24 protein-coding genes and 2 pseudogenes are annotated in these 25,495 nt (G+C 41.2%); 16 read left to right on the forward strand and 10 right to left on the reverse strand.

The window, feature by feature from the left end; all coding sequences use genetic code 11:
- Positions 1-1,519, forward strand: a 1,519-nt coding sequence (locus RMY00_RS07605) for a calcium-binding protein (RefSeq protein ID WP_322646963.1), incomplete at its 5' end; no start/stop codon positions are given.
- 358 nt (positions 1,520-1,877) lie between these two features.
- On the opposite strand, the gene RMY00_RS07610 is transcribed toward RMY00_RS07605, so the two are convergent.
- The 4 genes from RMY00_RS07610 to RMY00_RS07625 form a co-directional block, all read right to left on the reverse strand.
- Positions 1,878-2,399 (reverse strand): GNAT family N-acetyltransferase, encoded by a 522-nt coding sequence (locus RMY00_RS07610; RefSeq protein WP_322646964.1) that lies wholly within the window; start codon positions 2,397-2,399, stop codon positions 1,878-1,880.
- Positions 2,400-2,612: 213 nt separating this feature from the next.
- The gene (locus RMY00_RS07615) at positions 2,613-3,794 is read right to left on the reverse strand and encodes a catalase (protein WP_322646965.1); all 1,182 of its coding nucleotides are present in this window, start codon (positions 3,792-3,794) and stop codon (positions 2,613-2,615) included.
- A gap of 57 nt (positions 3,795-3,851) precedes the next feature.
- Positions 3,852-5,483 carry a peroxidase family protein gene (locus RMY00_RS07620; RefSeq protein ID WP_322646966.1) on the reverse strand — a complete coding sequence of 544 codons (1,632 nt, stop codon included), beginning with the start codon at positions 5,481-5,483 and terminating at the stop codon, positions 3,852-3,854.
- A gap of 82 nt (positions 5,484-5,565) precedes the next feature.
- A complete protein-coding gene (locus tag RMY00_RS07625; RefSeq protein WP_322646967.1) occupies positions 5,566-6,573 on the reverse strand; it encodes a DUF2235 domain-containing protein in 1,008 nt (335 codons plus the stop codon).
- Positions 6,574-6,897: 324 nt separating this feature from the next.
- Here RMY00_RS07625 and mtnA point away from each other — a divergent pair, with 324 nt between their 5' ends.
- A complete protein-coding gene (gene mtnA / locus RMY00_RS07630; protein ID WP_322646968.1) occupies positions 6,898-8,001 on the forward strand; it encodes an S-methyl-5-thioribose-1-phosphate isomerase in 1,104 nt (367 codons plus the stop codon).
- A gap of 94 nt (positions 8,002-8,095) precedes the next feature.
- On the opposite strand, the gene RMY00_RS07635 is transcribed toward mtnA, so the two are convergent.
- The gene (locus RMY00_RS07635) at positions 8,096-9,517 is read right to left on the reverse strand and encodes an NADP-dependent isocitrate dehydrogenase (RefSeq protein ID WP_322646969.1); all 1,422 of its coding nucleotides are present in this window, start codon (positions 9,515-9,517) and stop codon (positions 8,096-8,098) included.
- A 270-nt stretch (positions 9,518-9,787) separates the two neighbouring features.
- Here RMY00_RS07635 and RMY00_RS07640 point away from each other — a divergent pair, with 270 nt between their 5' ends.
- The 9 genes from RMY00_RS07640 (at position 9,788) to RMY00_RS07680 (ending at position 18,122) form a co-directional block, all read left to right on the forward strand.
- Positions 9,788-10,516, forward strand: coding sequence for a GUN4 domain-containing protein (locus tag RMY00_RS07640; protein WP_322646970.1), 729 nt, complete (start codon positions 9,788-9,790; stop codon positions 10,514-10,516).
- 25 nt (positions 10,517-10,541) lie between these two features.
- Positions 10,542-10,712, forward strand: a complete 171-nt coding sequence (locus RMY00_RS07645) for a type II toxin-antitoxin system HicB family antitoxin (RefSeq protein WP_322646971.1) — start codon at positions 10,542-10,544, stop codon at positions 10,710-10,712.
- A gap of 67 nt (positions 10,713-10,779) precedes the next feature.
- The gene (locus RMY00_RS07650) at positions 10,780-10,971 is read left to right on the forward strand and encodes a hypothetical protein (RefSeq protein ID WP_322646972.1); all 192 of its coding nucleotides are present in this window, start codon (positions 10,780-10,782) and stop codon (positions 10,969-10,971) included.
- 56 nt (positions 10,972-11,027) lie between these two features.
- On the forward strand, positions 11,028-12,188 hold the full coding sequence (locus tag RMY00_RS07655; RefSeq protein ID WP_322646973.1) for an ABC transporter ATP-binding protein: 1,161 nt from the start codon (positions 11,028-11,030) through the stop codon (positions 12,186-12,188).
- 111 nt (positions 12,189-12,299) lie between these two features.
- The gene (locus tag RMY00_RS07660) at positions 12,300-13,079 is read left to right on the forward strand and encodes a superoxide dismutase (RefSeq protein ID WP_322646974.1); all 780 of its coding nucleotides are present in this window, start codon (positions 12,300-12,302) and stop codon (positions 13,077-13,079) included.
- A gap of 143 nt (positions 13,080-13,222) precedes the next feature.
- Positions 13,223-13,366 carry a hypothetical protein gene (locus tag RMY00_RS07665; RefSeq protein ID WP_322646975.1) on the forward strand — a complete coding sequence of 48 codons (144 nt, stop codon included), beginning with the start codon at positions 13,223-13,225 and terminating at the stop codon, positions 13,364-13,366.
- 24 nt (positions 13,367-13,390) lie between these two features.
- Entirely contained in the window at positions 13,391-13,642 is a 252-nt protein-coding gene (locus RMY00_RS07670; protein WP_322647134.1) for a helix-turn-helix domain-containing protein, read from the forward strand.
- A gap of 340 nt (positions 13,643-13,982) precedes the next feature.
- On the forward strand, positions 13,983-16,784 hold the full coding sequence (locus tag RMY00_RS07675) for a hybrid sensor histidine kinase/response regulator (RefSeq protein WP_322646976.1): 2,802 nt from the start codon (positions 13,983-13,985) through the stop codon (positions 16,782-16,784).
- Between the two features lie 18 nt (positions 16,785-16,802).
- A complete protein-coding gene (locus tag RMY00_RS07680) occupies positions 16,803-18,122 on the forward strand; it encodes a response regulator (RefSeq protein WP_322646977.1) in 1,320 nt (439 codons plus the stop codon).
- Positions 18,123-18,190: 68 nt separating this feature from the next.
- On the opposite strand, the gene rsmG is transcribed toward RMY00_RS07680, so the two are convergent.
- Positions 18,191-18,925 carry a 16S rRNA (guanine(527)-N(7))-methyltransferase RsmG gene (gene rsmG, locus RMY00_RS07685; protein ID WP_322646978.1) on the reverse strand — a complete coding sequence of 245 codons (735 nt, stop codon included), beginning with the start codon at positions 18,923-18,925 and terminating at the stop codon, positions 18,191-18,193.
- Positions 18,926-19,013: 88 nt separating this feature from the next.
- Positions 19,014-19,688 carry an energy-coupling factor ABC transporter ATP-binding protein gene (locus RMY00_RS07690; protein ID WP_322646979.1) on the reverse strand — a complete coding sequence of 225 codons (675 nt, stop codon included), beginning with the start codon at positions 19,686-19,688 and terminating at the stop codon, positions 19,014-19,016.
- Between the two features lie 300 nt (positions 19,689-19,988).
- Between RMY00_RS07690 and RMY00_RS07695 the strand changes: the two genes are divergently transcribed.
- From RMY00_RS07695 to RMY00_RS07705, 3 genes are read left to right on the forward strand one after another with little or no spacing between them, the layout of a single operon-like run.
- Complete coding sequence (locus RMY00_RS07695) at positions 19,989-20,918, forward strand: Sll0314/Alr1548 family TPR repeat-containing protein (RefSeq protein WP_322646980.1); 930 nt, start codon at positions 19,989-19,991, stop codon at positions 20,916-20,918.
- A 60-nt stretch (positions 20,919-20,978) separates the two neighbouring features.
- A complete protein-coding gene (locus RMY00_RS07700; protein WP_322646981.1) occupies positions 20,979-21,431 on the forward strand; it encodes a DUF3531 family protein in 453 nt (150 codons plus the stop codon).
- Positions 21,432-21,439: 8 nt separating this feature from the next.
- On the forward strand, positions 21,440-21,871 hold the full coding sequence (locus RMY00_RS07705; RefSeq protein WP_322646982.1) for an NUDIX hydrolase: 432 nt from the start codon (positions 21,440-21,442) through the stop codon (positions 21,869-21,871).
- Positions 21,872-21,928: 57 nt separating this feature from the next.
- On the opposite strand, the pseudogene RMY00_RS07710 reads toward RMY00_RS07705, so the two are convergent.
- The 3 genes and pseudogenes from RMY00_RS07710 to RMY00_RS07720 all read right to left on the reverse strand — a co-directional run bounded on the left by RMY00_RS07710 (position 21,929) and on the right by RMY00_RS07720 (position 22,899).
- A pseudogene (locus RMY00_RS07710) lies at positions 21,929-22,168 on the reverse strand (hypothetical protein).
- 145 nt (positions 22,169-22,313) lie between these two features.
- Positions 22,314-22,571 (reverse strand): annotated as a pseudogene (locus RMY00_RS07715) (type II toxin-antitoxin system RelE/ParE family toxin); the annotation flags it as partial.
- A 64-nt stretch (positions 22,572-22,635) separates the two neighbouring features.
- Positions 22,636-22,899 (reverse strand): hypothetical protein, encoded by a 264-nt coding sequence (locus RMY00_RS07720; protein ID WP_322646983.1) that lies wholly within the window; start codon positions 22,897-22,899, stop codon positions 22,636-22,638.
- 348 nt (positions 22,900-23,247) lie between these two features.
- Here RMY00_RS07720 and RMY00_RS07725 point away from each other — a divergent pair, with 348 nt between their 5' ends.
- Together RMY00_RS07725 and ggt are read left to right on the forward strand one after the other, a co-directional pair.
- On the forward strand, positions 23,248-23,433 hold the full coding sequence (locus RMY00_RS07725) for a hypothetical protein (RefSeq protein ID WP_322646984.1): 186 nt from the start codon (positions 23,248-23,250) through the stop codon (positions 23,431-23,433).
- Positions 23,434-23,597: 164 nt separating this feature from the next.
- A complete protein-coding gene (ggt, locus tag RMY00_RS07730) occupies positions 23,598-25,361 on the forward strand; it encodes a gamma-glutamyltransferase (RefSeq protein ID WP_322646985.1) in 1,764 nt (587 codons plus the stop codon).
- Positions 25,362-25,495 lie beyond the last annotated feature (134 nt).

The raw sequence follows: 25,495 nt of genomic DNA on the forward strand, positions 1-25,495 counted from the left end.
ACAAGGAAATGACCGTTTAGAAAGTGGCTTGGGAGATGATACCTTGTATGGTGGTGCAGGGAATGATGTCTTTGACTTGGCATACTCTCAAGAAAAAGATGTAGTGATTGATTTTGTTCGAGGACAAGACAAAATTGATGTCAGAAGCCTGAATATTGGTGATTGGACTACGCTGCAAAAACTGATTACTAATGACGGTCAAGACAATGCTTTGATTACAACTTATTCTAATGGTTATTTGTCCCAACTGAAACTCAATGGCATCAATCCTAGTCAACTGAAAGCTACAGATTTCCTTTTGAATACTGTTAACCTGGCTCAGACAATTGATGGTGATGACTATTACGCAGATCAGTTGTTCGGCGGTTTAGGTAATGACACCCTCAGAGGATTTAGAGGTGATGATGTTCTGTTTGGTGAACAAGGAAATGACCGTTTAGAAAGTGGCTTGGGAGATGATACCTTGTATGGTGGTACAGGTAATGATATTTATTCTTTCCTGGCTAATAGTGCCTTGGGAACCGACACAATTATAGAAACTACAACAGATGGTATTGATACTATTAACTTTAGTGGTACTACAGTTCCCGTCAACGTAAATCTAAGTGTAACCACCTCGCAAACGGTTAATAGCAATCTCAAACTGATTCTCTTTGCCAACAACGTTATCGAAAATGCAACGGGTGGCACAGGTAATGACCGTCTCACTGGTAACACACTAAATAACACTCTGATAGGCGGTAACGGAAATGACCTACTGCAAGGGTTAGCAGGTAATGATACTTATTCTTTCCTAGCTAATAGTGCTTTGGGAACCGACACAATTAGAGAAACCACAACAGGTGGTACTGATACTATTAACTTTAGCGGTACTACAGTTGCCGTAAACCTAAATCTAGGTCTAACCACCTTGCAAACGGTTAATAGCAATCTCAAACTGATTCTCTTTGCCAACAACGTTATCGAAAATGCAACGGGTGGCACAGGTAATGACAGTCTCACTGGTAATACACTAAATAATACCCTGATTGGCAGTGGCGGAAATGACCAACTGCAAGGGTTAGCAGGAAATGACACCCTTGAGGGAGGTAATGGTAATGATATTCTCACAGGTGGAATCGGTAATGATTTTCTCTGGGGAGGACTGGGCAATGATACTTTGACTGGAGGAGTTGGTAGTGATAAATATGTATTCCAAGGCAATGGTGTGTTTAGTACAAGCTTAGGTATTGATTACATCACCGAGTTTGAAGCAGGACAAGACCAAATTGTGCTGAGTAAAACCACCTTTAATGCTATTACTAATACTGTGGGACAAGCTTTAACTGACTTTGCAGTTGTCACTAACGATCAATTCGTCAACGCTAGCAAGGCGCATATTGTCTTTAGCCAAGGTAGTGACAAGTTATTCTATAACCGGGATGGGAATATTTTGGGTGCAGGAGGTGTGTTTGAGTTTGCCACTTTAGGAAATCCTGATATTACTCTCAGTAGTAGCAATTTCAGTTTAATTGCCTAATACCGCTTCGCCCAATTCCAAATAAAAAATATCCAAGTATTTATTGTGAGGTGGTTATCTCGCCTGCCTAATGATCAAAGGCGGGTAAGATGCCCACCCCACAAAATTGGATAATTTATGTACTGAAAGTCCCTTAACTTCCTTTAGCGATCGCAATAAAATTAAAAGCGGACTTTTATTTCAAACCTATCCCAACTAATACCAAAATATGAACCTATCATAGTAACTGAAAACTTTAAAATTATTTTTAAAAGGGCTTATCTTGCGGTCTGTCTCACTTTTTTATTCTCATCAATACTTTAATTAATAGTTTTGCTGCACTTAAATCTTCAGTTTTTCCTAACGCCCAAGCTGCTATTTAGGTATCGTGGTTGAAGTGTAATGCAAGATGCTCTTCATCAAAATATGTGCCATCAATGAATAAAGCGTCACGCTCTAAACCAAAACGCTCGAAACCGCGTGACTTATAAAGGGAGGATGCTGCTAAATTATTCGCAGTTACTCCGAGGACAATCTGTCGCAGCACACCAAGTTGTCGAGCATGGGATAATGCGCGATCGAGAAGCGCTGCTCCAACACCTTGACGACGGAATTCGGGCAAAACATACATACTCCATAGTAAACCGATGTGAGCGCGTTTCGGACGACTCTCACGCGAAAAACCAAGCATTCCTGCTATTCGTTCTCTGTCATCGAAAGCACCAAAAATACCACTAGTATAATTATCGTGAGCGTCTAGTTTGGCAGCAAAGTCAGTCAAAGACAAACAAGCCTCCTGCTCAAAACTGGAAATAAAAGCCGTTGGTGACTCACTCAACGCTTGTAAACGCAGTTTGCGGTAAGCGGCGACATCTTGCGAGTTCAAAAATCGGATTTTCATGTTATCTGGATTCGCATGTGGTGGTCGCAATCACAGCGTTTTGGCATTGCTTAACTTTAAATAATACACAATATTTTGAGTCAAGATTTATATAAGAATAAATCTTGCCAGTACCCAGTAAAACGGGCGTTGCCGATTGAAAATATGAATTAGCCTCACGCAAAGTCACAAAAACGATTTAGGACTACTATAGTTAATAATTTTCTTGAAAAATTAAACAGTTGGTTCCTGGTATTTGACTCCTCGTTTTTGATGACGGTCATTAGCAACGATAGGATAAACAATGCTGCGTAAACGATTGATCGCACCGACAGGACGATGCACTGCTAGACCATTCCCAGGAGAAAAACTGAGATTTTCGCCAAAGTCATTATCTTTAGCAGAATTAACCTTCTGATGCTTAACTGTTAAGCGACCAACTGTAATGAAGGGTGATTCCTTTTCGCTCCAAACAATAGTGGTATCATCAATAGACATTTCTGGGCTAGTTTGAAATTGAATTTGAAAGTCCCAACAATATTCGGCATCAGGCTTTGCTAAAGCTTGAATGATATCATCTCGGTAGTAGTTATCCTCTGAACCGGAGGCTTTGGCACGCTGAAGCTCACTTTCTGGTCTGGATTCGAGAGGAAGTTGTTGATGAGGTGGTTGACTAGAAACTGGAGTAAATGCATATTTAATCACAACTGGATATTCCACAGGAACTCGACCTGGTTGGGATGGGTCAAAATCAGATTTGAGTCCCAAAGAAAACGCTGAAGCACTCCAATAGCGTTCTGTGAGCAAACTCTTAGGAAACCGTTTGAAACTGTTTTTTAAAAGAGTGGATTCGTAGGGATGCAACTTTAGCCAAAAAAGCACCAATAGCTTAAAAAGTGGAAACAGTCCTGCTCGATAAACCGCTACAAAAAAGCTGTGGAAGTCTTTGATGGTTCTAACAAAAAAGAATTCGGTATTGTGGACAATAATATCTTGGGTTTTTAACTCGTGACTTTGCGGTAGTCGTTCTCCTTCTACTCCTATTACCTTTACGGCCATAGAGCGCGTATCCCCTTCATAATCATTCTTGACTGAAAACGCTCCATTTGCAAATCGTAGCCAAACCGAATATTGTTTAGGTTTAGCAAATAAACCTTGTTTTAGAGAAATGGCTTGAAGTTGAGCTTCAGTTAATGAGGTGCGTTTGCTCAATTCCTGTTTAATTGCTACTTCATCAAAGTCAAAGATTTCTAGAGTTCCTTGTACAGCAGCGTTGGTTTTAGAGTGGGTATCTCTCTTTGCAGTTTCTTTCTTCTTACCTCCATAAAGATTTTCCATATTCTTTTTGACTAGTTCACTCATGAGAGCAGAATATTTGGCTTCGTCTTTTTCTGGATATTCGGTAAATAGTTTCATTTTTTTTAGATAGGATTAATCAATTAGTTAGGGTGCGATCGCACTATAAGCCGATCTTTAGTGAAGGTCAAAACTAACTTTGTACTTTTTGCCTGAAGGAGGAACGTTGCGATTAACTAAATCAGAAACAGTGTTGGTATTTTGAATAATTTTCCAACCCACAGGCGAGAAAGTCTTTTCATTAAAGATATTGGGTGATAATAAAGGATTAGTTAGTGCTTGAGAAAAAGCATCAATCCCAATTAAGCGTGCTACTAAGGAAGGAATAGTTGAATTTTTCCGCCCATCCTCGGCATAAAGTCCCACAAAGAATTCAATATTATCAACATGATCATATAATTCTTTGAGTTTATTTTGAGCAAATTTATTGCCAGTAATTTGCTCAAACTTTGTGACTCTGGGGAAACCACACAGTTGGCGATAATCGTTATAGCTTGCTAATTGTAACTGGCGTCCCAGTCGGATTGAAGGTAATTCTGTTAACTCAACCAATATATCAGGTGTGTTAAATAAACCAATTTTTGTACCTGGTTGAGAACAAGTTTCTTCCATCAATGCTCCTAAACCTTGGTCAATAAACATCTTATTGTTCCAAAGAGATGTAGCAATATGAGTTGGTTTACCGTTATAGGTAAAAGTTTCTGGAATCGCACTATGCCAGCGATAAACAAAGTCAAACTCAATTGCCATATAATTGGGACGATGCCAGCTTTCTTTAGTAAAAGCTTCAGGATCAGCAAACAACTTAAAGTGATAAGGAGTTATGTGGTTAATGTACTCTTCCATAATAATTTTGAGAATAATCGCCATGAGAATATTTCTCGATGTTTGGAAGAGGCGTTCATCATCCCAACTTGGGTAATTTTTTGCTAATTCATCACAAAGTCGATTATGTTCCCGGAGACATAGAGTATTGAGCATGACATAGCCAATTTGCACATTTGCTCGTTCTACTCCCATCGCAAACATATATTGTTTTTTATCTACGGCCTGTCTTTTTTCATCATTGATGGGTTCATAAAGGCCCTCAAATTCCGGCTTAACTTTACCCTGTGCTGCATCAGCATAATAAAACAACGGATATTCTTCTTCTACACCATCTTGGCGTTTGAGTTTCTGAGTTTTTAATTTACCTCCTTGAAAAGCTCTTAAAAGATGTGTTTGTTTTCTAGTTAAGCCATAAACATTACACAAATCAATCTCATGATTGGAAGTATTTTTTAATTTATTATAGTGATCGAGGCGGAGAAAACTATCAGTAAACCACTGCACCCAATAGGGAAACAGCATAGTTGATTTGGAAGAATAGATGGTTTTATCATCTCTTTTACGGAATAAGATAGCTAAGTCTTCAACTTTTGGTAAGTTACCCTCAGCGTTTAACTTGGGATCGGGTGGTAGATGTCGTCCTGTATAAGTGCGATCGTTGAGTGATTCCCACGAAGTATAAGTATCAGGTTTTTTAGGAATTTCAGTATCAGGAATATGCTCATCTAGACTCATCATACTGTAGGGATTAGGACGAGTTGGAATTTTATAGATGAGGCTGTTAATTAAAGTTTTATTAACTTTACGTTTTATAGTTTTGTTACTTTGTAAAAGTTGCCAAATCGGTTTAAAGTTTGTTAAAATGTATGTTTGAATTTTGTTACCTAAGCCATCTTTAGATGTATCTCTTTTTCCACCCATAATTTTTTACCTTATTTTATTATGCAACTCTGTATTCAATGCACCCTAAATTTATCTGATGCAATTACCAAATTAATTCAACTTATTTCAGTTTGGAAATAATCTTTTGTAGGTTTTTTGGTCGATAGTCCTTGCGACTTTTCAAACGGTAGATCGCACTTTCATGAAGGTCTTCAATGACATCGCTGACCTCACGAAACTTGACTCCTGCCAATTTAAAGAATCCGACATCGTTCTTAAAGTCACATTCATAATTAGGGTTGATGCCTGTCGGAATCACATTTGGATCTAAGTCAAGCCCTAATCCTAGTTCACCGGTGGAATCAATCATCCACTGTAAGGCAGCATCTGATAACCCACTATATTCTTCCGTTCCACCACCAACGCAACCGTGTACGCCTGGGAACCATTTTTGAATCACCTTCTGATTTTCAGCCTCAGGATGCTTTTTCATGGGAGTGACATCAAAGATTTCACGGATTTCATCAATCGCCATCGCGTGCAATGCATTCTGAACACATTTGTTTAAAGTAGTGTCATGGAATCTGTAGCGCATATTAAGCTGTTTGCTTAACCCACTAAAGGCTGGTATCCCAGGAATACCAAGGGCCCCAACTGTGTCAAAGCAACCGAGTAAGGTGATAGGGACGCGATCGCCATAAGCTTGACGGTATTCTACTGCTGCTTTATCCTTGGGTTTAATATCCCGGTTACGGTAAAGCTCGTAGGCTTCATGTGCTTTAGTAACATGGGGGCGATCTAGAAGACCAGAGCAATAGATCATGCCAGCTAAACTTCTAACTGTGTAAGCACCACGACTGAAGCCGAACAAATAGATTTCGTCACCAAAAACATAATTGAGACTAAGAAATCGGTAGCAATATTCTATATTTCTATCGATTCCTAGTCCGGTAGCTCCGCCTAAAATCTTTTGACCCTCGGTTCCAATGCCCTGGTCATAAAAAACGATTTGTGTAACCCCGTCCCTGGCAATCGATTTCACAGATTGAGCTAGCTTTACCACATTGCTTGGATAACGACTGGTTAACTGTTGCCAAGTTCCATCACAGCAAATAATAAGACGTTTCATAATTCTATTTCAAAACCCTTAAGTAATTTCTTAAACTTTTATCAAAATGTAAATTCGCCATTTAGTTAGGACAAAAGACGCTTTATATATTAACTCATAAATATTTATATTTTATAAATTATTTAGCGAAATGTCTTCCCACTTTTCTAATGAGAATGCAAGAACAGTTAAGCAAAAAATTAAGTAAATAATTATTAAGTAACCATCCGTACAGCAAAATCATCAATAGCTAAAAAATAATTAATTGAATTTTGTTTTTTAAAATGAAATCATCTAATTGCATTAAAGTAAAAAATATTGACCCTTTACTAAAGACCTTTTTCTATGACACCTTCTGCAAACCAGGTTTATCCCGTTATTTGGCACAATGACTCAGTGTCACTAATTGACCAAACTCGCTTACCAAACGAATATACATTTGTAGAAATTCACCGTAGTGAAGATATGGCGCGGGCGATTAAAACCATGATTGTGCGAGGTGCGCCTGCAATTGGCGTGGCTGCTGGGTATGGAATGTATCTTGGTGCTAGGGAAATTAAAACAAGCGATCGCCACGAATTTTTGCAACACTTAGATAAAGTAGCCGAGTTGTTGCGCTCTACTCGTCCAACGGCGGTAAATTTATTTTGGGCAATTAGCCGGATGCTGAAAGCCGCCTACGAAACACTGGGAACAGTAGAAGAAATTAAGCAAACTCTTTTCCAAACAGCCCAAGCAATCAACGCTGAAGATTTACAAACCTGTCAAGCGATCGGCGACAATGGTTTGGCAGTGTTACCCGCTACCCCAGGAAAGCTAAGGCTGCTTACTCACTGCAACGCTGGGGCATTAGCTACTGCTGGGTATGGCACAGCATTGGGTGTTGTACGTTCTGCATGGAGGGAAGGACGTTTAGAACGTTTATTTGCCGATGAAACCCGTCCTCGTTTGCAAGGCGCAAAACTCACCACTTGGGAATGTGTGCAAGAAGGTATTCCAGTAACATTAATTACTGATAATATGGCAGCCCATTGTATGAAACAGGGTTTGATTCATGCTGTAGTTGTGGGTGCCGATCGCATTGCTGCTAATGGTGACACTGCCAATAAAATTGGTACATATAGTGTGGCGATCGCAGCTAAAGCACATAATATCCCTTTCTTTGTCGCTGCACCCCTTTCTACTGTTGATTTTGAATTAGCCGATGGCAGCCAAATTCCTATTGAAGAACGCGAACCAACAGAAATTTATCAAGTTGGTGATACGATTCTCACACCTGCGGGTGTAGATTTTTATAACCCAGCTTTTGATGTGACTCCGGCTGAGTTGATTACAGCCATCATTACAGAGAATGGAGCGATCGCACCTGATAAATTAGCAAAATCACCCGTCTCTACTAGGGCGTGTTATCAAAAAACAAAAATTACCCCCCTTAATCCCCCCTTGTAAAGGGGGGAAACAAGAAATCCAGTTCCCTCCCCAATACATACGGGGAGGGTTAGGGTGGGGTAATTCGACTAGTGACTAATTAACCCTAATAGAATTAACCAAAATGTTGAATAATTGCCTCGGCAAATTCAGAACATTTTAAGGGTTCAACTGGCGGTTCCAGCAACCGGGCTAAATCGTAAGTCACTTGACTATTTGCGATCGCATCGCTTAAACCTTTCTTAATTAGGTCTGCCGCTTCTTGCCAACCCAGAAATTCCAGCATCATCACACCAGACAAAATCACTGAACCAGGATTAATCCGATCTAATCCGGCGTGTTTGGGTGCAGTGCCGTGAGTAGCCTCAAATATGGCACTAGAATCACCAATATTTGCCCCTGGCCCCATTCCTAATCCCCCAACAATGGCGGCGGCGGCATCAGACAAATAATCGCCGTTCAAGTTCATTGTCGCCAAAATCGAATACTCATCCGGTCTGGTTTGGATTTGTTGAAAAATACTGTCAGCAATCCGATCATTCACCAAAACTTTCTCTTTCCATTTGCCATCGCCGTGGGTTGCCCAAATTGTGTTAAGAACAGTTTCAACTTCCTTGACAATTTGCGCTTTCTTTTCTTCAGTGAGACTATCAAACCCAGGATCAATCTCGCGGGCGTTTTCTTCCAAGGAAATATTCGGATTTTTTTCCTTGTTGCTCAAAATCCAAGATTCTCGTTCGGTGACAGTTTCTTGGCGAAATTCGCTGGTTGCTAGTTCATAACCCCAATCGCGGAAAGCGCCTTCGGTATACTTCATGATGTTGCCCTTATGCACCAAAGTCACTTGTTGTTTGTTTTTGGGCAATAGCAAGGCGTGTTTGATGGCACGTCTAACTAGACGCTGGGAACCAGTTTTGCTGATGGGTTTGATGCCAATACCAGAATCAAGAGGAATGCGTTTTTTTCCGTGTTCTGGGGTGGCGGGGATCAGTTCTTCATTGAGAATTTTAATTAAGCGATCGCCAATTTCGCTACCTTGTCGCCACTCAATACCTAAATAAATATCTTCCGTATTCTCCCGATAAACAATTACATCAAGCTTTTCGGGATTTTTATGAGGTGAGGGCGTACCTGCATAGTAACGGCAAGGACGCACGCAAGCATACAAGTCAAAAATCTGTCGCAGCGCTACATTTAAAGAACGAATTCCCCCCCCAACGGGAGTAGTCAAAGGCCCTTTAATAGCTACACCATATTCTTCAATTGCCGTGAGAGTGTCTTGAGGTAAATATTGGTATGTTCCGTATAAATCGCAGGCTTCATCCCCAGCGTAAACTTTGAACCAACTAATTTGACGCTGACCCTTATATGCTTTAGCTACCGCAGCATCTAGCACCTTTTGGGTAGCAGGCCAGATGTCTATACCTGTACCATCGCCACGAATAAAGGGGATAATTGGATTGTCCGGTACGATTGGTTCACCATTTTTGAAGGTGATTTTTGCTCCGGTTGCGGGGGGGGTAATCTTTTCGTACATCGTTCACACACTCCTAATCGATACACTGCTATTCAAAAAAACCTTATGTGGCAGGCTTGTATATTTTGCTATGTATTTTGTTCACCAAGCCATAAGGCGCAGATTTTCCCCCTGTTCCCCACATTATTTGGGGATTAAGTGTGGGATTCAGTGAAGCGATCGCAATTTTGTACGATCAAAAATAGTAAACTACTTTTCGCTATCAGTGCTTCACCTTAGAGGAGCCAGATAGCTTAACGCTCTTTCACTGACCGCTAAAACAAGAATGGCATGACAGACCCAATGATTTTATCAGGCCCTGCAAATGACATCGACTCTCTCCGAAGACCATTAATCGCTGGGTCTGAAAAAGTCCAACAGCAGATAATCCCACAATTAGCTGAGTTGGGTAATGAGGGATTAGACGTGTTGATGGAATTTTTACTGAAACGGCGTGAGAACCCAGCGACTTGGGTCGATGGCAAAGCTTACCAAGTTCTCTATAACTCCGATGCACCTCAAGCCAAAGAATTTCTGCGCTCTTGTTTTCCTGAAGGAATTGTACCTCTAAAATCAGAGTGCGGGATTAACTACAATTCTTTGCAACAGCTACTAGCTGTTCAAGACTTCCAAGCAGCCGATCGCGTCACCATCGAAAAAATGTGTGAACTATCAGGGCCAACGGCTGTACAACGAAAATGGTTGTACTTTACTGAGGTAGAAAATACCTCCGCTATTGACTTGCAAACCATTAACAACCTCTGGTTAGTCCACTCCGAAGGTAAATTTGGTTTTTCAGTGCAGCGAGAAATCTGGTTAAGTTTGGGTAAAAACTGGGAGAACTTTTGGCCGAAAATTGGCTGGAAAGCAGGTAATAACTGGACGCGATACCCTAACGGGTTTACCTGGGATTTAAGTGCGCCTAGAGGTCATTTACCCCTCTCTAATCAACTTCGGGGAGTAAGAGTCTTTGCTTCTTTACTTTCTCACCCAGCGTGGTCTAAGAATCCAGAAAAATGATTTTAAGCCTACGGACAAACAGATTATGATCAATTCCACCAACCGAGAATTCTACGTCATCATTGAACGGGATGAAGATGGCTACTATGTTGGAGAAGTTCCTCAGCTAAAAGCCTGTTACAGTCAGGGAGAAACAATTGATGAGTTGATGGCTAATATGAAACAAGTCATTGAACTTTGTTTGGAGAATGTCTGAGAAGTCAAAAATCTCATGCTGTAGTCTGCGATCAGAGTATGACTTAAAAAGTCTAAGGGTTAGAAAGTTGGGCCCTGAACGAAAGAGCTTTGGTAAGACAACAATTCGTTTAGAACCTGATGTTGCACAGGTTTTTCCCAATGCCGATGCCGTGAATGAGGCTCTAAGATTTCTGATTAGAGTTGTGCAGGACAACCAAGTTTCTGCATTTACAAAGCAGCCTCACAGTTCCTCAGAGGGGGCAGATAAAACCCCCTAGTACTGAGTTGGAGGTTAATTAGCGCAGATCTCAAACTGAAAATATCAAATTAGATAATGGCAAACGTTCGTCTAGAAGATATTAAGCGTAGATTTAATAATGTCACCGCTATTGAGGATATTACCTTTGAAATTCCTGATGGCGAGTTTTGGGTTTTAGTCGGGCCGTCGGGTTGTGGTAAATCTACAATTTTGCGAACGATCGCGGGTTTAGAAACCGCTACATCTGGCAAACTTTTTATTGGCGATCGCTTGGTGAATAATATCCCAGCCAGACAAAGAGATGTAGCGATGGTGTTCCAAAACTACGCTCTCTATCCTCACATGAGTGTGGCAGAAAACATCGGCTTTGGCTTGCAAATGCGGAAGGTTGACCGAAAAATCATTCAAGAACGGGTGATGAATGTAGCGCGATCGCTTTCTTTGGATCACTTGCTGGATCGTAAGCCGAAACAACTTTCCGGGGGACAACAACAACGGGTAGCATTAGGGAGAGCGATCGCTCGTGAACCACAAGTATTTTTACTTGATGAACCTTTATCTAATTTAGATGCCCAATTGCGCGATGATACAAGGGCAGAATTGAAACAGCTACATCAAGAGTTAGGCATTACAACAATTTACGTCACCCACGATCAAGTCGAAGCGATGACTCTGGCTGATAAAATTGTCGTGCTAAATCGTGGACGGATTCAACAAATCGGCGATCCCCAAACTATTTATGCAAGTCCGGCTAATCAGATGGTGGCAACTTTTTTAGGCAGTCCCCCAATGAATATTTTGCCTGCAATCTATGAAAGTAGTGGTTTTGATGTAAGTGGACAGTTATTAACAATTCCAGCAGTTGTGAAAGAAAAATTGCAGTTGCGTCAGGGACACAGTTATGATTTGGGGATTCGTCCAGAGCATATTTTTATTAACGAACCGCCCTCCGGGTTCACAGTCGCTTACGGCGGGAAACCCGCCTACAGCGCTGATTCACCAAGTCGCCAAGGACGCCAAGAAGTAAATGAGGGTCAGCTGATTGTGGAAGTTAAGGTGGTGGAGCCTTTGGGAAGGGAAACTTTGATTCGTGCTGGTTTACTTGGTTCGGCGGTGGTGTTGAATTTTCAGGTGGGCGGGGATGTGCGTCCGCGTCCAGGCGATCGGCTTTCTCTACAACTTGATTTAAATCAATTGTTTGTGTTTGATCCCAAAACTGGAGACAGAATCTTATAAATAGTTTTTTAAACTGCCATAAATAATCACCAATTTCCAATTTTTTGTAGCCAGAATCTAAGAAAATAATAACTGCAATAAATACTTAATGGATTCGCTGCAAAAACTTATATGACTATTAATCGACGCCATTTCTTGTTTTTACTTACATCAGGAGCGGGTGCTTTTGCATTAGATGCTTGTGCATTGGCAGAGAAATCTCCTCAGGGAAACACTGCAACTTCTGACACAACACCAAATACAAAACTAAATACAACAGCAAATACAACAGGGGCTATCCAACTACCGCCTTTACCTTACGCCTACGAAGCACTTGAACCACACATCGATGCCAAAACGATGCAATTTCACCACGATAAACACCATGCAACTTATGTGAAAAACCTGAATGCAGCGTTAGCCAAACATCCAGAACTCAAAGGTAAAAGTGTTGAAGAACTGTTGCAAAAACTTGATACCGTACCACAAGATATTCGCAAAACAGTACGCAATAATGGCGGTGGTCATGTCAACCACTCAATGTTCTGGCAAATTATGAAGCCGAAAGGTGGGGGAGAACCAACGGGAAATATAGCCTCCGCGATTAATCAAAATTTTGGTTCTTTTGCAGCTTTCAAAAAACAGTTTAATGAAGCTGGTGCTGGTCGTTTTGGTAGTGGTTGGGTTTGGTTAGTGCGTAACAAAGGTGGCAAGTTGGAAGTGACCACTACAGCCAATCAAGATACTCCCTTAAGTGCAGGTAAATATCCTATCTTGGGTAATGACGTATGGGAACATGCATATTATCTCAATTACCAGAATCGCCGCGCCGATTATTTAGATGCTTGGTGGAACGTGGTTAATTGGGATGAGATTAACAAGCGATTTGCAGCAGCAAGTAAACTTGCCTGAGGCAAGACAATAATTTAGAGTTATAGGCACTTATAAAATGGCAACAGAAACAGTATTCTGTTGCCATTTTTGTGATGTAATACCAATTTGAAAAAAGAATGCGACAAATGGTAAATGTATAGAAGCAGCATTTGGGGGGTGTGATGGCAGGGATAACCCGGATAGAGATTAAAGAAAGTGCTGAGGAACTAGAGGCACTGCTACGTCAACAGCGTAATGCACGACTAAAAGAGCGCGTACAAGCGCTTTATATGATAAAAGATCAAGGAACGAGCGTGTGTGCGTAGCTTGCCGCCGAAGGCATCGCTAAAATACTAGGAAAGCATCGAAGCACAGTACAAAGGTGGTTGGCAGAGTATCGTGAAACTGGAATCGAGACTATGCTTGAATTTGGTGTAAGTCCAGGTCGAACAAGAGTAATACCAAATTGGGCAGTTGAAAGTCTCAAGAAACAATTAGAACAGCCAGAAATTGGTTTTGCAGGGTATAAACAAATTCAGCATTGGCTTGGTACTATCTTAGGAGTAGAAGCTGAATATGCCACGGTACATCATTTAGTTTGAAGTGGGAGTTATTCGATAATCTAGAACATTTGCGAACTAAGGTTGCTGAACTTCTTGCTCAACTGACTTCTCAAGTGGCTGCTTCTCTGACTGGTTATGATTTCATTTTGAATGCCCTATCTGTCGCAAACATTTTTTGAATTGGTATAAGTCTTGTTATTCAAAAGCAGATATAACGAATCAAAATATAAATTTATCCTGATTTTCCGAACTTATAACTCCTCAATAAGCAGGCGTATTGAACCTAACTGAGGATCGCTTTAATTATCAAGGTTAATTTGGGAATCCTATACATAGCCAATGACAATCGTCAGGATGTAAGGAGAGCCAATCTGAGGTGATGCTATCAAATAAGAAAAGTTTTCATGCCAAGGGGAATCTACCGCTACGCTTAGTGCTTGTGTTTCCTTTCGTTTTGCAAATTTTCGCCGCAGTAGGGCTAACAGGCTATTTATCTCTCCGCAACGGACAACAAGCAGTGAATGATTTAGCCAATCGATTGCAACATGAAGTTAGCGATCGCATTGACCAGCATTTAGATAGTTATCTTAATACAGGTCGTCATTTAGCTGAAATTAACGGCGGCGCGATGGATATGGGATTACTTCACCCGGACAATCCACAGCAACTTGGGCAGTTTTTCTGGAAGCAACTTCAACTGCATAATATTGGCTATATTGGTTTTTGCTTACAGACAGGAGATTTTGCAGGTGCTGGACGCTTCTTTGATGATGGTCGCGTTACAGTCGATGAAGTTTCCCGCAAGCGCAATGGCAACCAACATTGGTATATCTACAACACAGATAAACTAGGGAATCGGGCTAAACTGGCGATCGATAATGGCCCTTACATTGCAATGCAAGAAGCTTGGTGTGAAGAACCAGCAAAAACAGGCAAATCGATGTGGACGCTTTATCAATGGCAATCGCCGCCTTACACGCTATCTGTGTCTGCCAATCGTCCGGTTTATGACAAAAACAAGAATTTAATTGGTGTTATTGGAGTTGACCAGCGACTCACGCAGATTAGTGATTTTCTCCAGCAGCTAAAAGTTAGTCCAGCTGGGAAAACTTTTATTTTGGAACGCAATGGATTGTTAATTGCAAGTTCCAACAAAGAACAACCTTTTACGCTTGTTAATGGCAAAGCTAAACGGCTTTATGGCTCTGACAGTAAAGATCCACTGATTCAAGCTACTACAAAACATTTAACTGAGCGTTTTAAGAGTTTATCAACCATCAAAGACAATCAGTCGCTGGAATTTCAACTTAACGGTCAGCGCCATTTTGTTCAAGTAGCACCTTGGCGGGATGAATGGGGGTTAGATTGGCTGGTGGTTGTGGCGGTTCCAGAATCGGACTTTATGGGACAAATTAATGCCAACACGCGCACAACACTTTTGTTATGTCTGGGTGCATTAACATTAGCAACAATTTTAGGCTTCTATACCTCTCGTTGGATTGCCCATCCTATTTTGCGCTTGAGTCAAGCATCAGAATCGATTGCAGCAGGTGAATTAAACCAACAGGTAGAAGTACCGCCAGTGGATGAATTGGGTAGATTGGCGCAGTCCTTCAACCGCATGGCGCAGCAGTTACGAGACTCTTTCACCACTATTGAGCAAACCAATCAACAATTAGCTAAAACTAATGAAGAATTAGAAAGTCGCGTAGAAGAACGCACCCACGAGTTAAAGGAAGCGAAACTTACTGCCGATGCTGCCAATCATGCCAAAAGCGATTTTCTCGCAAACATGAGCCATGAACTGCGGACACCGCTCAACGGGATTTTAGGCTATGCCCAAATTCTTGCCCGGACTGCATCTGACGAAAAACAACAGCGTGGCATCGATATTATCTATCAATGTGGTTCGCATTTACTGACTTTAATTAACGATATTCTCGACTTATCTAAAATCGAAGCTCGCAAACTAGAACTACATCTAGTTCCATTTTATCTACCTGCATTTCTACAAAGTGTTGTGGAAATCTGCCGCATTAAAGCCGAACAAAAGGGTATTGAGTTTATTTATCAGCCGCCGAAGAATTCAGCAATTGGTATTGTTGCTGATGAGAAGCGTCTGCGACAAGTTTTGATTAACTTGCTGGGAAATGCCATTAAGTTTACCGACAAAGGCAGTGTCACATTTAAAGTGGAAGTTCTGTTAGGGGATATAACTAATCTTCGCTTCTATATTCAGGATACGGGCATCGGCATGAGTCCCCAGCAATTAGAGAAAATCTTCCTCCCCTTTGAGCAAGTCGGGGATAGCAAACGTCAAAGCGAAGGAACAGGATTAGGACTTGCTATCAGCCAGCGATTTGTTGAGTTGATGGCCAGTCAAATCCAGGTTGAAAGCCAATTAGGGGTTGGTAGTAAGTTTTTCTTTAATATTAACTGTGCGATCGCAACTGATTGGGTACAAGCAAATTCCCTAACATCATCTGGCAGAATTATCGGATACGCTGGCATTACCTCTGTGAAAGAGAATCGCAAAAAAATCCTAATTGTCGATGACCGTTGGGAAAATCGCTCAGTGATTGTCAATCTTTTGGAACCCCTTGGTTTTGAGGTTATCGAAGCCAACAACGGACAAGAGGGTTTAGAAAAAATTGCACGCGATCGCCCCGATGTGATCATTTGTGATTTAGCCATGCCCGTAATGGATGGCTGGGAAATGCTCAAACAATTGCGTCAGTCTGAAACTTTACGTGATGCTATCGTGATTGTCTCTTCTGCTAGCGTGTTTGAGATTGACCGCCAAAAGAGTTTAGCTGCTGGTGGTAACGATTTCTTAGCAAAACCCGTGCAAGCAGATGAACTTTATGCTGTATTAGCCAAGCAATTAAAATTAAATTGGGTATATAAAAATACCAGAACAGAATCCTCAATCGCTACAGATGCAAGCGCTAAAACCATTTTAATTCCAAGCATTTCTGATTTAAAAGGGTTATTAGAACATGTGGAAACTGGGTACTTTAGAGGTATCCGAGAAGAATTGGATCAATTAGCTCAATTAGATGAACAATATCAACCCTTTATTCAAGAACTTAGGGAATTGGTTAAAGGCTTCAATATTCAGACAGTTCGTCATTTTCTTCAAGAGTCGATAAACCAATCTCAAGAATCAACAGAAATTTAGCTAGGAGATTGAAAACTAATGGCAAATGATGAAAAAGGTCAAACAATTCTGATTATTGACGATCATCCAACTAATATTGAAGTGCTATATGATGCACTCGACCGATCAGGTTATAAAGTTCTAGTAGAAATGGATGGTTTGCACGGTATCGAAACGATTAAAAACTACCCTCCTGATTTAATTTTACTAGATGTAATGATGCCAGGAATTGATGGCTTTGAAACCTGCCGTCAATTAAAATCTCAGCAGACTACCTGTGAGATTCCAATTATTTTCATGACTGCTCTTAATGATACAACCGATAAAGTCAAAGGTTTAGCCTTAGGAGGTGTCGATTATATTACAAAGCCATTTCAACAAGAAGAAGTTCTTGCACGCATTAAGATTCACCTGAAACTGCGACAAGCAAATTTAGAATTAGCTCGACAAAAGGATATTTTAGAACAACGGGTACAAGAACGCACCGCAGAGCTTTCGCAAGCGCTAGATAATTTTAAAAACGCACAATTGCAATTAGTCCAAAGTGAAAAAATGGCAACTTTGGGTAACTTAGTTGCAGGGGTAGCGCACGAAATTAACAACCCTCTTGGATTTCTCAAAGGCAGCCTAAATAATGCTCAAGAGTATATCCAAGATTTATTTAAGTATGTGCAATGTGTGCATCAACATTATCCCCAACTGACACCGGCCGTCACCAACCTTGCCGAGAAAATTGACTTAGAATTTCTTACTGAGGACTTACCAAAGCTACTAGGTTCGATGCATGTAGCAACAGAACGTATTATGGACATTAGCACTAGTCTCCGCACCTTTTCCAGAGCCAATACATCTGAAAAAGTTGCTTGCGACCTGCATGAAGGAATTGAGAGTACACTGTTAATTTTGAAGTATCGCCTCAAACCGTCCCAAAAACGTCCAGCGATTGAGGTAGTTACAGATTATGGTAAATTACCGCCTGTTAAATGCTTTTTAGGACAATTAAATCAAGTATTTATGAATATCCTTGCCAATGCAATTGATGTATTAGATACAGAAAGCGTTGGACGAACATTTGCCCAATTACAAGCTAATTCTCAACAAATTATAATTCGCACTGAAGTATCCAGCGACGAGAATACGGTAGTAATTAAAATCAAAGATAACGGGCCGGGAATGCCAGAGGATATTAAAGGACATATCTTTGACCACTTATTTACCACTAAAGACGTTGGCAAGGGAACAGGATTGGGATTAGCGATCGCTCGTCAAATTGTCGAAGAAACGCACAATGGTAAGTTAATCTGCAACTCCATTCTGGGTGAGGGCACAGAATTTGTTATTAAGATTCCAGTATCTTAATAGCTAATATCTTAATGACAGATACAAGGAAAAAGAAATTCTTTTTCCCCACTATTCTCATGTTCCCCTCAAAGCGGCTTTTGAGTAGGTATACCAACAGCACGAGGAAAATTAGCTGGTGTGGTAGCTACCTTACGCAAATAAACACAGTGCCGAATGCTGCAACTCAGGGGTGTTGTAAATTGTTCGATTGATTCAATGACACCACCCAAATGCTTCACAGCATTCTGCAAAGCAATTGTTTCATCCTCTGTCCAATTACCGCGATAAATTATGGCTAAACCTCCCTGTTTGAGCAGTGGTAAAGTATATTCTGCACAGACAGAAGCTGATCCTACAGCACGGATTAATGCAATATCGTAAGCTTGCCGATGCTGCGGGTGATGACCGATTTCTTCAGCCCTACCAACTAGAGTTTTGGCATTGCTAAGGGCAAGTTCAGTTAATATATTGTCGATAAAAGAAATTTTTTTCCGAGTGGAATCGAGAAGATTAATTGTGCAATTAGGTACAGTAATTGCTGCTGGAACACCCGGAAAACCCGCACCTGTACCAATATCAATGAGAGCAGGGGAAGCAGGAGAGAAATTTGCTGATAAAAGAGGTGCAATTCCTCGCTGAGAATCCCAGAGATGTTTTTCCCAAAACTCTTGGGGGTCAGTGATCCGAGTTAAATTTAGTTGGCGATTACCTTCCAGGATTAACTCATAAAGCCTTTGGAATTGCGCTTGCTGTTGGACACTTGGTTGCCAATTGAGAGTTTGCTGCCAGATTTCTGCCATCTCAGGCAATAAGTTAGTCATTTGTCATTTGTCATTTGTCATTTGGTATGAAACATGGGGTATAGTTTTTCTCTTTGTCCCCTTGTCCCCTTGTCCCCCTGCTCTTTTCTCACACAGTTGGTAAAGGTTCTTTAGCTTTGGCTTCTAGTGACTTTGGGTCTACTGATTGTAGTTCACCGTGGTTGAGTGTCCAGCAACGGTCTGCGATCGCTAACAGATCCCCAGCATCGTGTGTCACTACCAACAGCGTCCAATCTTGTTTGAGTTTCGCTAATAAATTTACCAGTTGCCGACGCATTGACCAATCTAACCCAGCTGTGGGTTCATCCAATAACAGTAAATTTGGCTGGCGAATCAATTGCACTGCCAAAGCTAAACGTCGTTGCTGACCACCACTTAAAGCATAGGGAGCGGCAAAGAGCGATAAATGGTCTAATCCCACTTCGGTTAGGGCCTGTCTGACTCGTTCTGACCCTAACTCAGGATGTCCTAAACGCAATTCTTCTAAAATTGAACCACCGCAAAAGTGACGCTCTGGAAATTGAAATACCAACCCAGCTAACTGTTGCAGCTGTTCGGCTATAAGTTCTTGTTCCCGCCAAAAGAGTGCGCCGCTAGTGGGTTCAGCTAGTCCAGACAAAATTTCTAGTAAGGTACTTTTACCCGAACCACTCGCGCCAATAATCAGACCTAGCTGCTGGGGTGCTAATTCCAAGTTGATCGATTTGAGAATCGCTGTTGGGCACGCTGTCGGGTGATAATTTAAATTTCGGAGATAGAGCATTTGTTAAGATTACCAAAAAGTCAGCAAATTACTGATTAGCTACACTGAAAGCATCTGGAAAATTCCAAGAAAGGATTAACACCTTAATTTAGCAGCAAGAATCATCCACTTTTTCTCTATTGTGGCAGAGTCATCCTTAAAACTTTGGCTCTAACCAGCTTAGGAACATGAAAAAATTACCAAAGTCAACCTTTATATAAGAAAATTTTGGTTGAAGCAGAGGCAAGTTAAAATTAACCATTTTTTGCATTCTAAGTAACACATACAACTATTTCAACCGCAAATATTCTGAGGGTTAAAATGACTAAAAGGTTTTCTTCGCTTCGATTAGTAGTGTCTGCTAAACTCACTAACCTTGCTCAGACTGCTTTTGGCGCTGCGTTCGCACTTAGTCTGTGGGTAAATCCTTCTCTGGCTGGCGATCCGTTTCGCAATCGTGAACCTCATCAAATTGGCGACCAAACAGAAGCCGCTTTTAAAGCGATTTTCCAACAGGGCAATTATCCAGCAGCACAGCGTTATCTGGAACAAGCACTATCCAAAGAGCCAAATGAACCTCTAGCTTATGCCATGAGCGCATCTTTAGCATACGGAAATAAGGATTGGGCTAAACTAGATACCTACAGCCAAAAAACTCTAGAAACTGGACAAAAACTGATTTCTAGCGATCCATTGCGTGGTAATTTATACACTGCTGTTGGCCATTTTTTAGAGGGAGCAGCAATTATCACCCGTAAGGGTACAGTCAACGGTGTGCCGCAAGCCTTTAGTCGGTTGCGGCAAGTTTATGAATATTTGGACAAAGCTGAAGCAATTTCTGCCAACGATCCAGAACTGAATTTAATCAAGGGTTATATGGATTTACTGTTGGCGGTTAATTTGCCTTTTGCTAGCCCGGATCAGGCAATTGGACGCTTAGAACAAAATGCTGCTCCTGGGTATCTAGTAGATCGAGGTATTGCTCTTGCTTACCGCGATTTAAAACGGTATCCACAGGCGCTAGAGTATGTCAACCGGGCGATCAAAACGACATCAGATAATCCAGAAATTTATTATCTGAAAGCCCAAATACTGAAACAACTGGGGCAAAGAGAAAAAAGCCAGCAGATGCTCCAAGAAGCGATCGCTAATTTTGACAAAGCACTGACTAAAAAATCCCAACTCCCAGGCGATTTAGTCAAACAAATTGAACGTGAACGCAGCAGTGCTGTTAGCCTGAAGAATCCTTAGTCCCCACTCCCTACTTTGATATGCTTATTTGCAGAAGAGTAATTGAGATAATAAACTAAAATGGATATTCGGTTCCGCGAAATTAATCCTTTTGATATGTGGATTTGGCTGAAATTTAGCACAAATCCTTCTGCCCGTGAAAAGCAGTATGTAGAAGAAGTCTTTAATTCCTGGTTTTATTTAGGTAAATTGGGTGCATTTAATGCAGAAAATCTCCAGGTACAGGATACTGGACTCGATATCAGCTACATGAATTATGATGAGCAAGGGTATGACAAAAGTCTACTAGCACTGATGCACAACATTGGTGAGTTTGAATATGAGGGACAGTGGGGGCGTTGTTGGTTTGACTTAGGAACCAGTGATGCGATCGCATTAGATATTTTAATCAACGCCCTCACCCAGCTAAGTCAGGAATATGTCACCATTGAACAATTGTACATCGGCGGCGAAAATCCAGATTGGCCTATTGAGGATAGCGAAAGCCGTCCTCAGTCTATTTACGATAATTAGTTACCAAAATGAATAAAGCAGGCGAAATTCGGGTAATAGCCTTGGGGCTAATTCGGGATGGCGAACGCATATTTCTTTCTGAAGGCTACGATCCCGTAAAGCAAGAAAGATTTTATCGTGCTTTAGGCGGTGGTGTTGAATTTGGCGAAACCAGTCGCGCCGCCTTGGAACGAGAGTTTCAAGAGGAAATTCAGGCAGATTTAACGAATATTAAATATTTGGGTTGTATAGAAAACCTGTTTACATTTAGTGGTAGGCAAGGTCATGAAATTATTCAGCTTTATCAATGTGACTTTGCTGATTCAAAATTTTATCAACTAGAAAGTTTAGTTTTTTCCGAATCACCAACTCATAAACATACAGCATTATGGATAGATATTTCTCGCTTGAAATCTGGGGAATTACGATTAGTACCTGAAGTATTTTTTGACTATTTATAAAACATTGCTTAGGTAGATCAGCAAACCCTTGACAAAACTTAGCGGTTATACGTAACTTCACAATGTATCTGGATCTAACTCTTGGGTTTTACCTGCACGGTATTCAGCCATTGCTTCGGTTGCAAGTTTGGCAAGCATATCTGGAGAACGGGCAAAAGCTTGATCCCAACAGCGTTCATCTTCTAGTTCTGCCAAAATCATTGCCGCGATGCCTGCGGCGGGCTACGCCTACGCATCTTGTTCATTGGCAGGCAAATTTTTTAGTTTAGCGATCGCTTGTTCAAGTAGCTCAGTCATGGCTGTTATACGAAAGTCATACTATAAATTATCCCTGCTTGCACTTTGTTGGGGTTGTTAGGGTGCGATCGCTCTCAATAGCAGAGGTGGAGTAGAAGCAACTGTTAATTTCCTAACCTACAGCGAAGGCAATCGCCTTGAAATCCTAAACTTCACCTTGTAACTCTTCTAGATCATCTACTGTCAGTGGTGCTTGGCCACTATGGCGCACATACAATACATTAACTGTAGTACCTCGAATCGTAAAAAGTACTCGGTATACATTTTTGGCTTTCCCATAAAGAAGTTGACGTACTTCTTCTGGAAAAATTTCATGTTCGACTGCTAAAGCACAACGTTGGGGCTTCTCTTGTAGGGTAGCAATAGCATTCATCAATCCTCGAAACCAACGATCAGCAAATTCAGGATTCCGTTCTCGATACTAGCGATAAGCTTGCTCAATCTCAGTTTCCGCGATTGGGGTAATCTCAACCTGAAATGCCATACTTTTGTTGCATTTCTTGGACAAAATCCTCAATTGGGCGAGTTTTACCAGCGTTGAGTTCCTCGAAACCTTGTCCAATACCTGCAATTGTCTCCAACTGATCAATCAGTTGGCGTAATTTACTGGGGTCGATTTTGCCAGGAGCTAGAAAGGTAACGAGGACTTGGGAGCGATCGCTAATATCTTGCGGTAGCTGGGTGAGATGAATTTGTCCATCCTGATAAATGCCCTCGATAGTTTTTATCATGAATTAAAGTTGGGTTGGTATTTCCTTTAATTCTACTAAACTATACTCAAAGGGCTGGGTTTAGAATTCCCGCCTGCTCCTGACAGATAAAGTGTATCGTCCTTACTTACTCTCTGAAATAGCTTTTTGTAAACTTTCATTTCTGCGATTGAGTTAGGTATCTAATGGCTGGCATAAGGAAGTCGGCACGATAAAACCCATGTATGTTTAGTTTTATAAAAACTCTGGAATGACCAAATTCTAAGCTGTTTCCTGATTTTATATTTCATTAAATAGGTTGATTTTTTAAAACTGACCTTCTTAGCAGTAGATAGACGAGTTTATCTAATTTAAATTTGCAAATTAAATGTGGAACAGCTTAGTGGCAAAGATATCTTTACAGGTGGTGTGGGTGGCGTTGGCGTAGCCCACTGTAACCCTTTGGGGAAGCAAGCTACGCGTAGCGTCTGTCTACGACACGCTGCACGAACGCAGAGAAGGTATCGCTCTGTTTTCAATACATACACAATCAAAATTTTTAAAAGTGAGAAATAGTTGACTAGTATCCTAATATGCTGTAACTTGATGTCTTGTAAGCTAATTTGTGAAGTAAACAAGAAATCAACAAGCAAGACTCTCGATATTACGAGAGTTTTGATGATGTTTTTTGTAATTCCAGCATTAACGATAAATAAAATATTTAAATTCGGAGAGTTGCGTTGACTACAGCATCTAAGTTTGCGTTAGGTACTTGTTTGCTTCCCCTCACACTCAGTGCTACCCTCTTGCCAGCTATCATAGGCAAAGCCCAAAATCCTCCTCCACCGGAGGCTGGGAGTGGTCGAGTTGAGCGTGAAGCTGTTCGCACAAATAAGTATGTAGTAGTAGCTGCAAATCCACTAGCATCAGCAGCCGGACGCGATGTTCTACGTCGTGGAGGTAGTGCTGTAGATGCTGCTATTGCAGTCCAAATGGTATTGACGTTGGTAGAGCCACAATCTTCAGGTATTGGTGGTGGTGCTTTCCTTGTTTACTACGATGCCAAAACTAAGAAGTTGGTCACTTATGATGGTCGAGAAACTGCACCGGCTGCGGCTAAACCAGATCGCTTTCTTGATGTTAATGGCAAACCATTACAGTTTTATGATGCTGTGGTCGGAGGTAAATCTGTAGGTGTGCCTGGGGTGTTACGAATGCTAGAGTTGGCACACAAAAAATATGGCAAGTTACCTTGGTCTCAACTGTTTCAAGGAGCTATCCAACTTTCTGAACAAGGTTTTCCACTTTCACCACGTTTGTACACTCTGCTAAGTAAGGATCTATATCTATCTCGCAACGAGCCAGCTAAGAGCTATTTCTATCAACCCGATGGTACACCCAAGCCAATTGGTACAAGATTGGTCAATCAGCCTTTGGCAGAGGTATTGCGTCAGATTGCCAAAGGAGGCGCTAATGCCTTTTATCAAGGAAATATTGCAAAAGACGTAGTAGCTACAGTGAGGCAAGCTGCTGTACCAGGTGACTTAACCACCACTGATCTAGTGCAATATCAAGCTAAACTACGAGAACCAGTTTGTGGCACTTATCGAATTTACAAAGTTTGCGGCATGGGGCCTCCAAGTTCTGGTGGTTTAACCGTACTGCAAATTTTAGGTATTCTTCAACAATTTAATCTGGCAGCTTTAAAGCCAGCTTCTTTAGAAGCAGTCCATTTATTTTCTGAAGCTGGACGTTTAGCCTATGCTGACAGAAATTTATATATAGCTGATACAGATTTTGTCCGAGTACCAGTCAAAGAATTAATTAACCCTAACTACCTGAAGTTACGGGCAGCGAAAATCAATCCTGAACGTTCAATCGGTCAAGCCCAAGCAGGTAATCCATTGTTACAGCAAGCACGTCGCTGGGGTAAAGATCAATCTAAGGATTTGCCATCTACTAGTCATGTTTCAATTGTCGATGCGGCGGGTAACGCTATTTCAATGACTACTAGCATTGAAGATGCTTTTGGCTCAAGATTAATGGTACGAGGCTTTTTACTTAACAACCAACTAACAGATTTCTCTTTTTCACCAACATCAGAAGGAAAGCCCGTTGCTAATCGCATAGAAGCCAAGAAACGTCCTAGAAGCTCAATGGCTCCCATGATGGTTTTTGATCGCAATGGCAAGCTAGTAATGGTAATTGGTTCAGCTGGTGGGCCGCAAATTATTAATTATGTCGCTAAGGCAATAGTAGGGCATCTCGACTGGGGATTAGACATTCAGCAAGCGCTAGCTTTGCCAAATTTTGGTAGTCGTAATGGCCCAACTGAACTAGAAGAAAATACAGATGTTGCTAAACTCAAACCTGCTTTAGAAGCCAAGGGGCATACAGTCAGTATTCTACAACTAACCAGTGGTTCCACTGGAATTGTACTAACTAATCAAGGACTAATTAGTGGTGCTGACCCACGTCGTGAAGGAGCGCCTTTGGGTGAGTAACAGCTAGTGCCGGAAGGCAAAAGTCAACTTTTGACTTTTGCCGAGCACAGCCGAGGTAGCGCAGTCCAAAGGAGTCGAAGGGTCAAATGTCAAAAAGCTTGTGTTATCAGCTTTTTTTTGATTGTGAATTGTAT

The organism is Nostoc sp. ChiVER01, assembly GCF_034531155.1.
GTDB lineage: Bacteria > Cyanobacteriota > Cyanobacteriia > Cyanobacteriales > Nostocaceae > Nostoc.

What these genes read in the sequence shown, in the direction of transcription:
- RMY00_RS07675 (WP_322646976.1), top strand. Translation starts at nt 13,983, where the DNA reads ATGCTATCAAATAAGAAAAGTTTTCATGCCAAGGGGAATCTACCGCTA.
- RMY00_RS07720 (WP_322646983.1), bottom strand. Translation starts at nt 22,899, where the DNA reads ATGATAAAAACTATCGAGGGCATTTATCAGGATGGACAAATTCATCTC.
- RMY00_RS07620 (WP_322646966.1), bottom strand. Translation starts at nt 5,483, where the DNA reads ATGGGTGGAAAAAGAGATACATCTAAAGATGGCTTAGGTAACAAAATT.
- RMY00_RS07635 (WP_322646969.1), bottom strand. Translation starts at nt 9,517, where the DNA reads ATGTACGAAAAGATTACCCCCCCCGCAACCGGAGCAAAAATCACCTTC.
- RMY00_RS07640 (WP_322646970.1), top strand. Translation starts at nt 9,788, where the DNA reads ATGACAGACCCAATGATTTTATCAGGCCCTGCAAATGACATCGACTCT.
- RMY00_RS07700 (WP_322646981.1), top strand. Translation starts at nt 20,979, where the DNA reads ATGGATATTCGGTTCCGCGAAATTAATCCTTTTGATATGTGGATTTGG.
- RMY00_RS07610 (WP_322646964.1), bottom strand. Translation starts at nt 2,399, where the DNA reads ATGAAAATCCGATTTTTGAACTCGCAAGATGTCGCCGCTTACCGCAAA.
- rsmG (WP_322646978.1), bottom strand. Translation starts at nt 18,925, where the DNA reads ATGACTAACTTATTGCCTGAGATGGCAGAAATCTGGCAGCAAACTCTC.
- RMY00_RS07660 (WP_322646974.1), top strand. Translation starts at nt 12,300, where the DNA reads ATGACTATTAATCGACGCCATTTCTTGTTTTTACTTACATCAGGAGCG.
- mtnA (WP_322646968.1), top strand. Translation starts at nt 6,898, where the DNA reads ATGACACCTTCTGCAAACCAGGTTTATCCCGTTATTTGGCACAATGAC.
- RMY00_RS07705 (WP_322646982.1), top strand. Translation starts at nt 21,440, where the DNA reads ATGAATAAAGCAGGCGAAATTCGGGTAATAGCCTTGGGGCTAATTCGG.
- RMY00_RS07695 (WP_322646980.1), top strand. Translation starts at nt 19,989, where the DNA reads ATGACTAAAAGGTTTTCTTCGCTTCGATTAGTAGTGTCTGCTAAACTC.
- RMY00_RS07665 (WP_322646975.1), top strand. Translation starts at nt 13,223, where the DNA reads ATGGCAGGGATAACCCGGATAGAGATTAAAGAAAGTGCTGAGGAACTA.
- RMY00_RS07615 (WP_322646965.1), bottom strand. Translation starts at nt 3,794, where the DNA reads ATGAAACTATTTACCGAATATCCAGAAAAAGACGAAGCCAAATATTCT.
- RMY00_RS07645 (WP_322646971.1), top strand. Translation starts at nt 10,542, where the DNA reads ATGATCAATTCCACCAACCGAGAATTCTACGTCATCATTGAACGGGAT.
- RMY00_RS07625 (WP_322646967.1), bottom strand. Translation starts at nt 6,573, where the DNA reads ATGAAACGTCTTATTATTTGCTGTGATGGAACTTGGCAACAGTTAACC.
- RMY00_RS07680 (WP_322646977.1), top strand. Translation starts at nt 16,803, where the DNA reads ATGGCAAATGATGAAAAAGGTCAAACAATTCTGATTATTGACGATCAT.
- RMY00_RS07690 (WP_322646979.1), bottom strand. Translation starts at nt 19,688, where the DNA reads ATGCTCTATCTCCGAAATTTAAATTATCACCCGACAGCGTGCCCAACA.
- RMY00_RS07655 (WP_322646973.1), top strand. Translation starts at nt 11,028, where the DNA reads ATGGCAAACGTTCGTCTAGAAGATATTAAGCGTAGATTTAATAATGTC.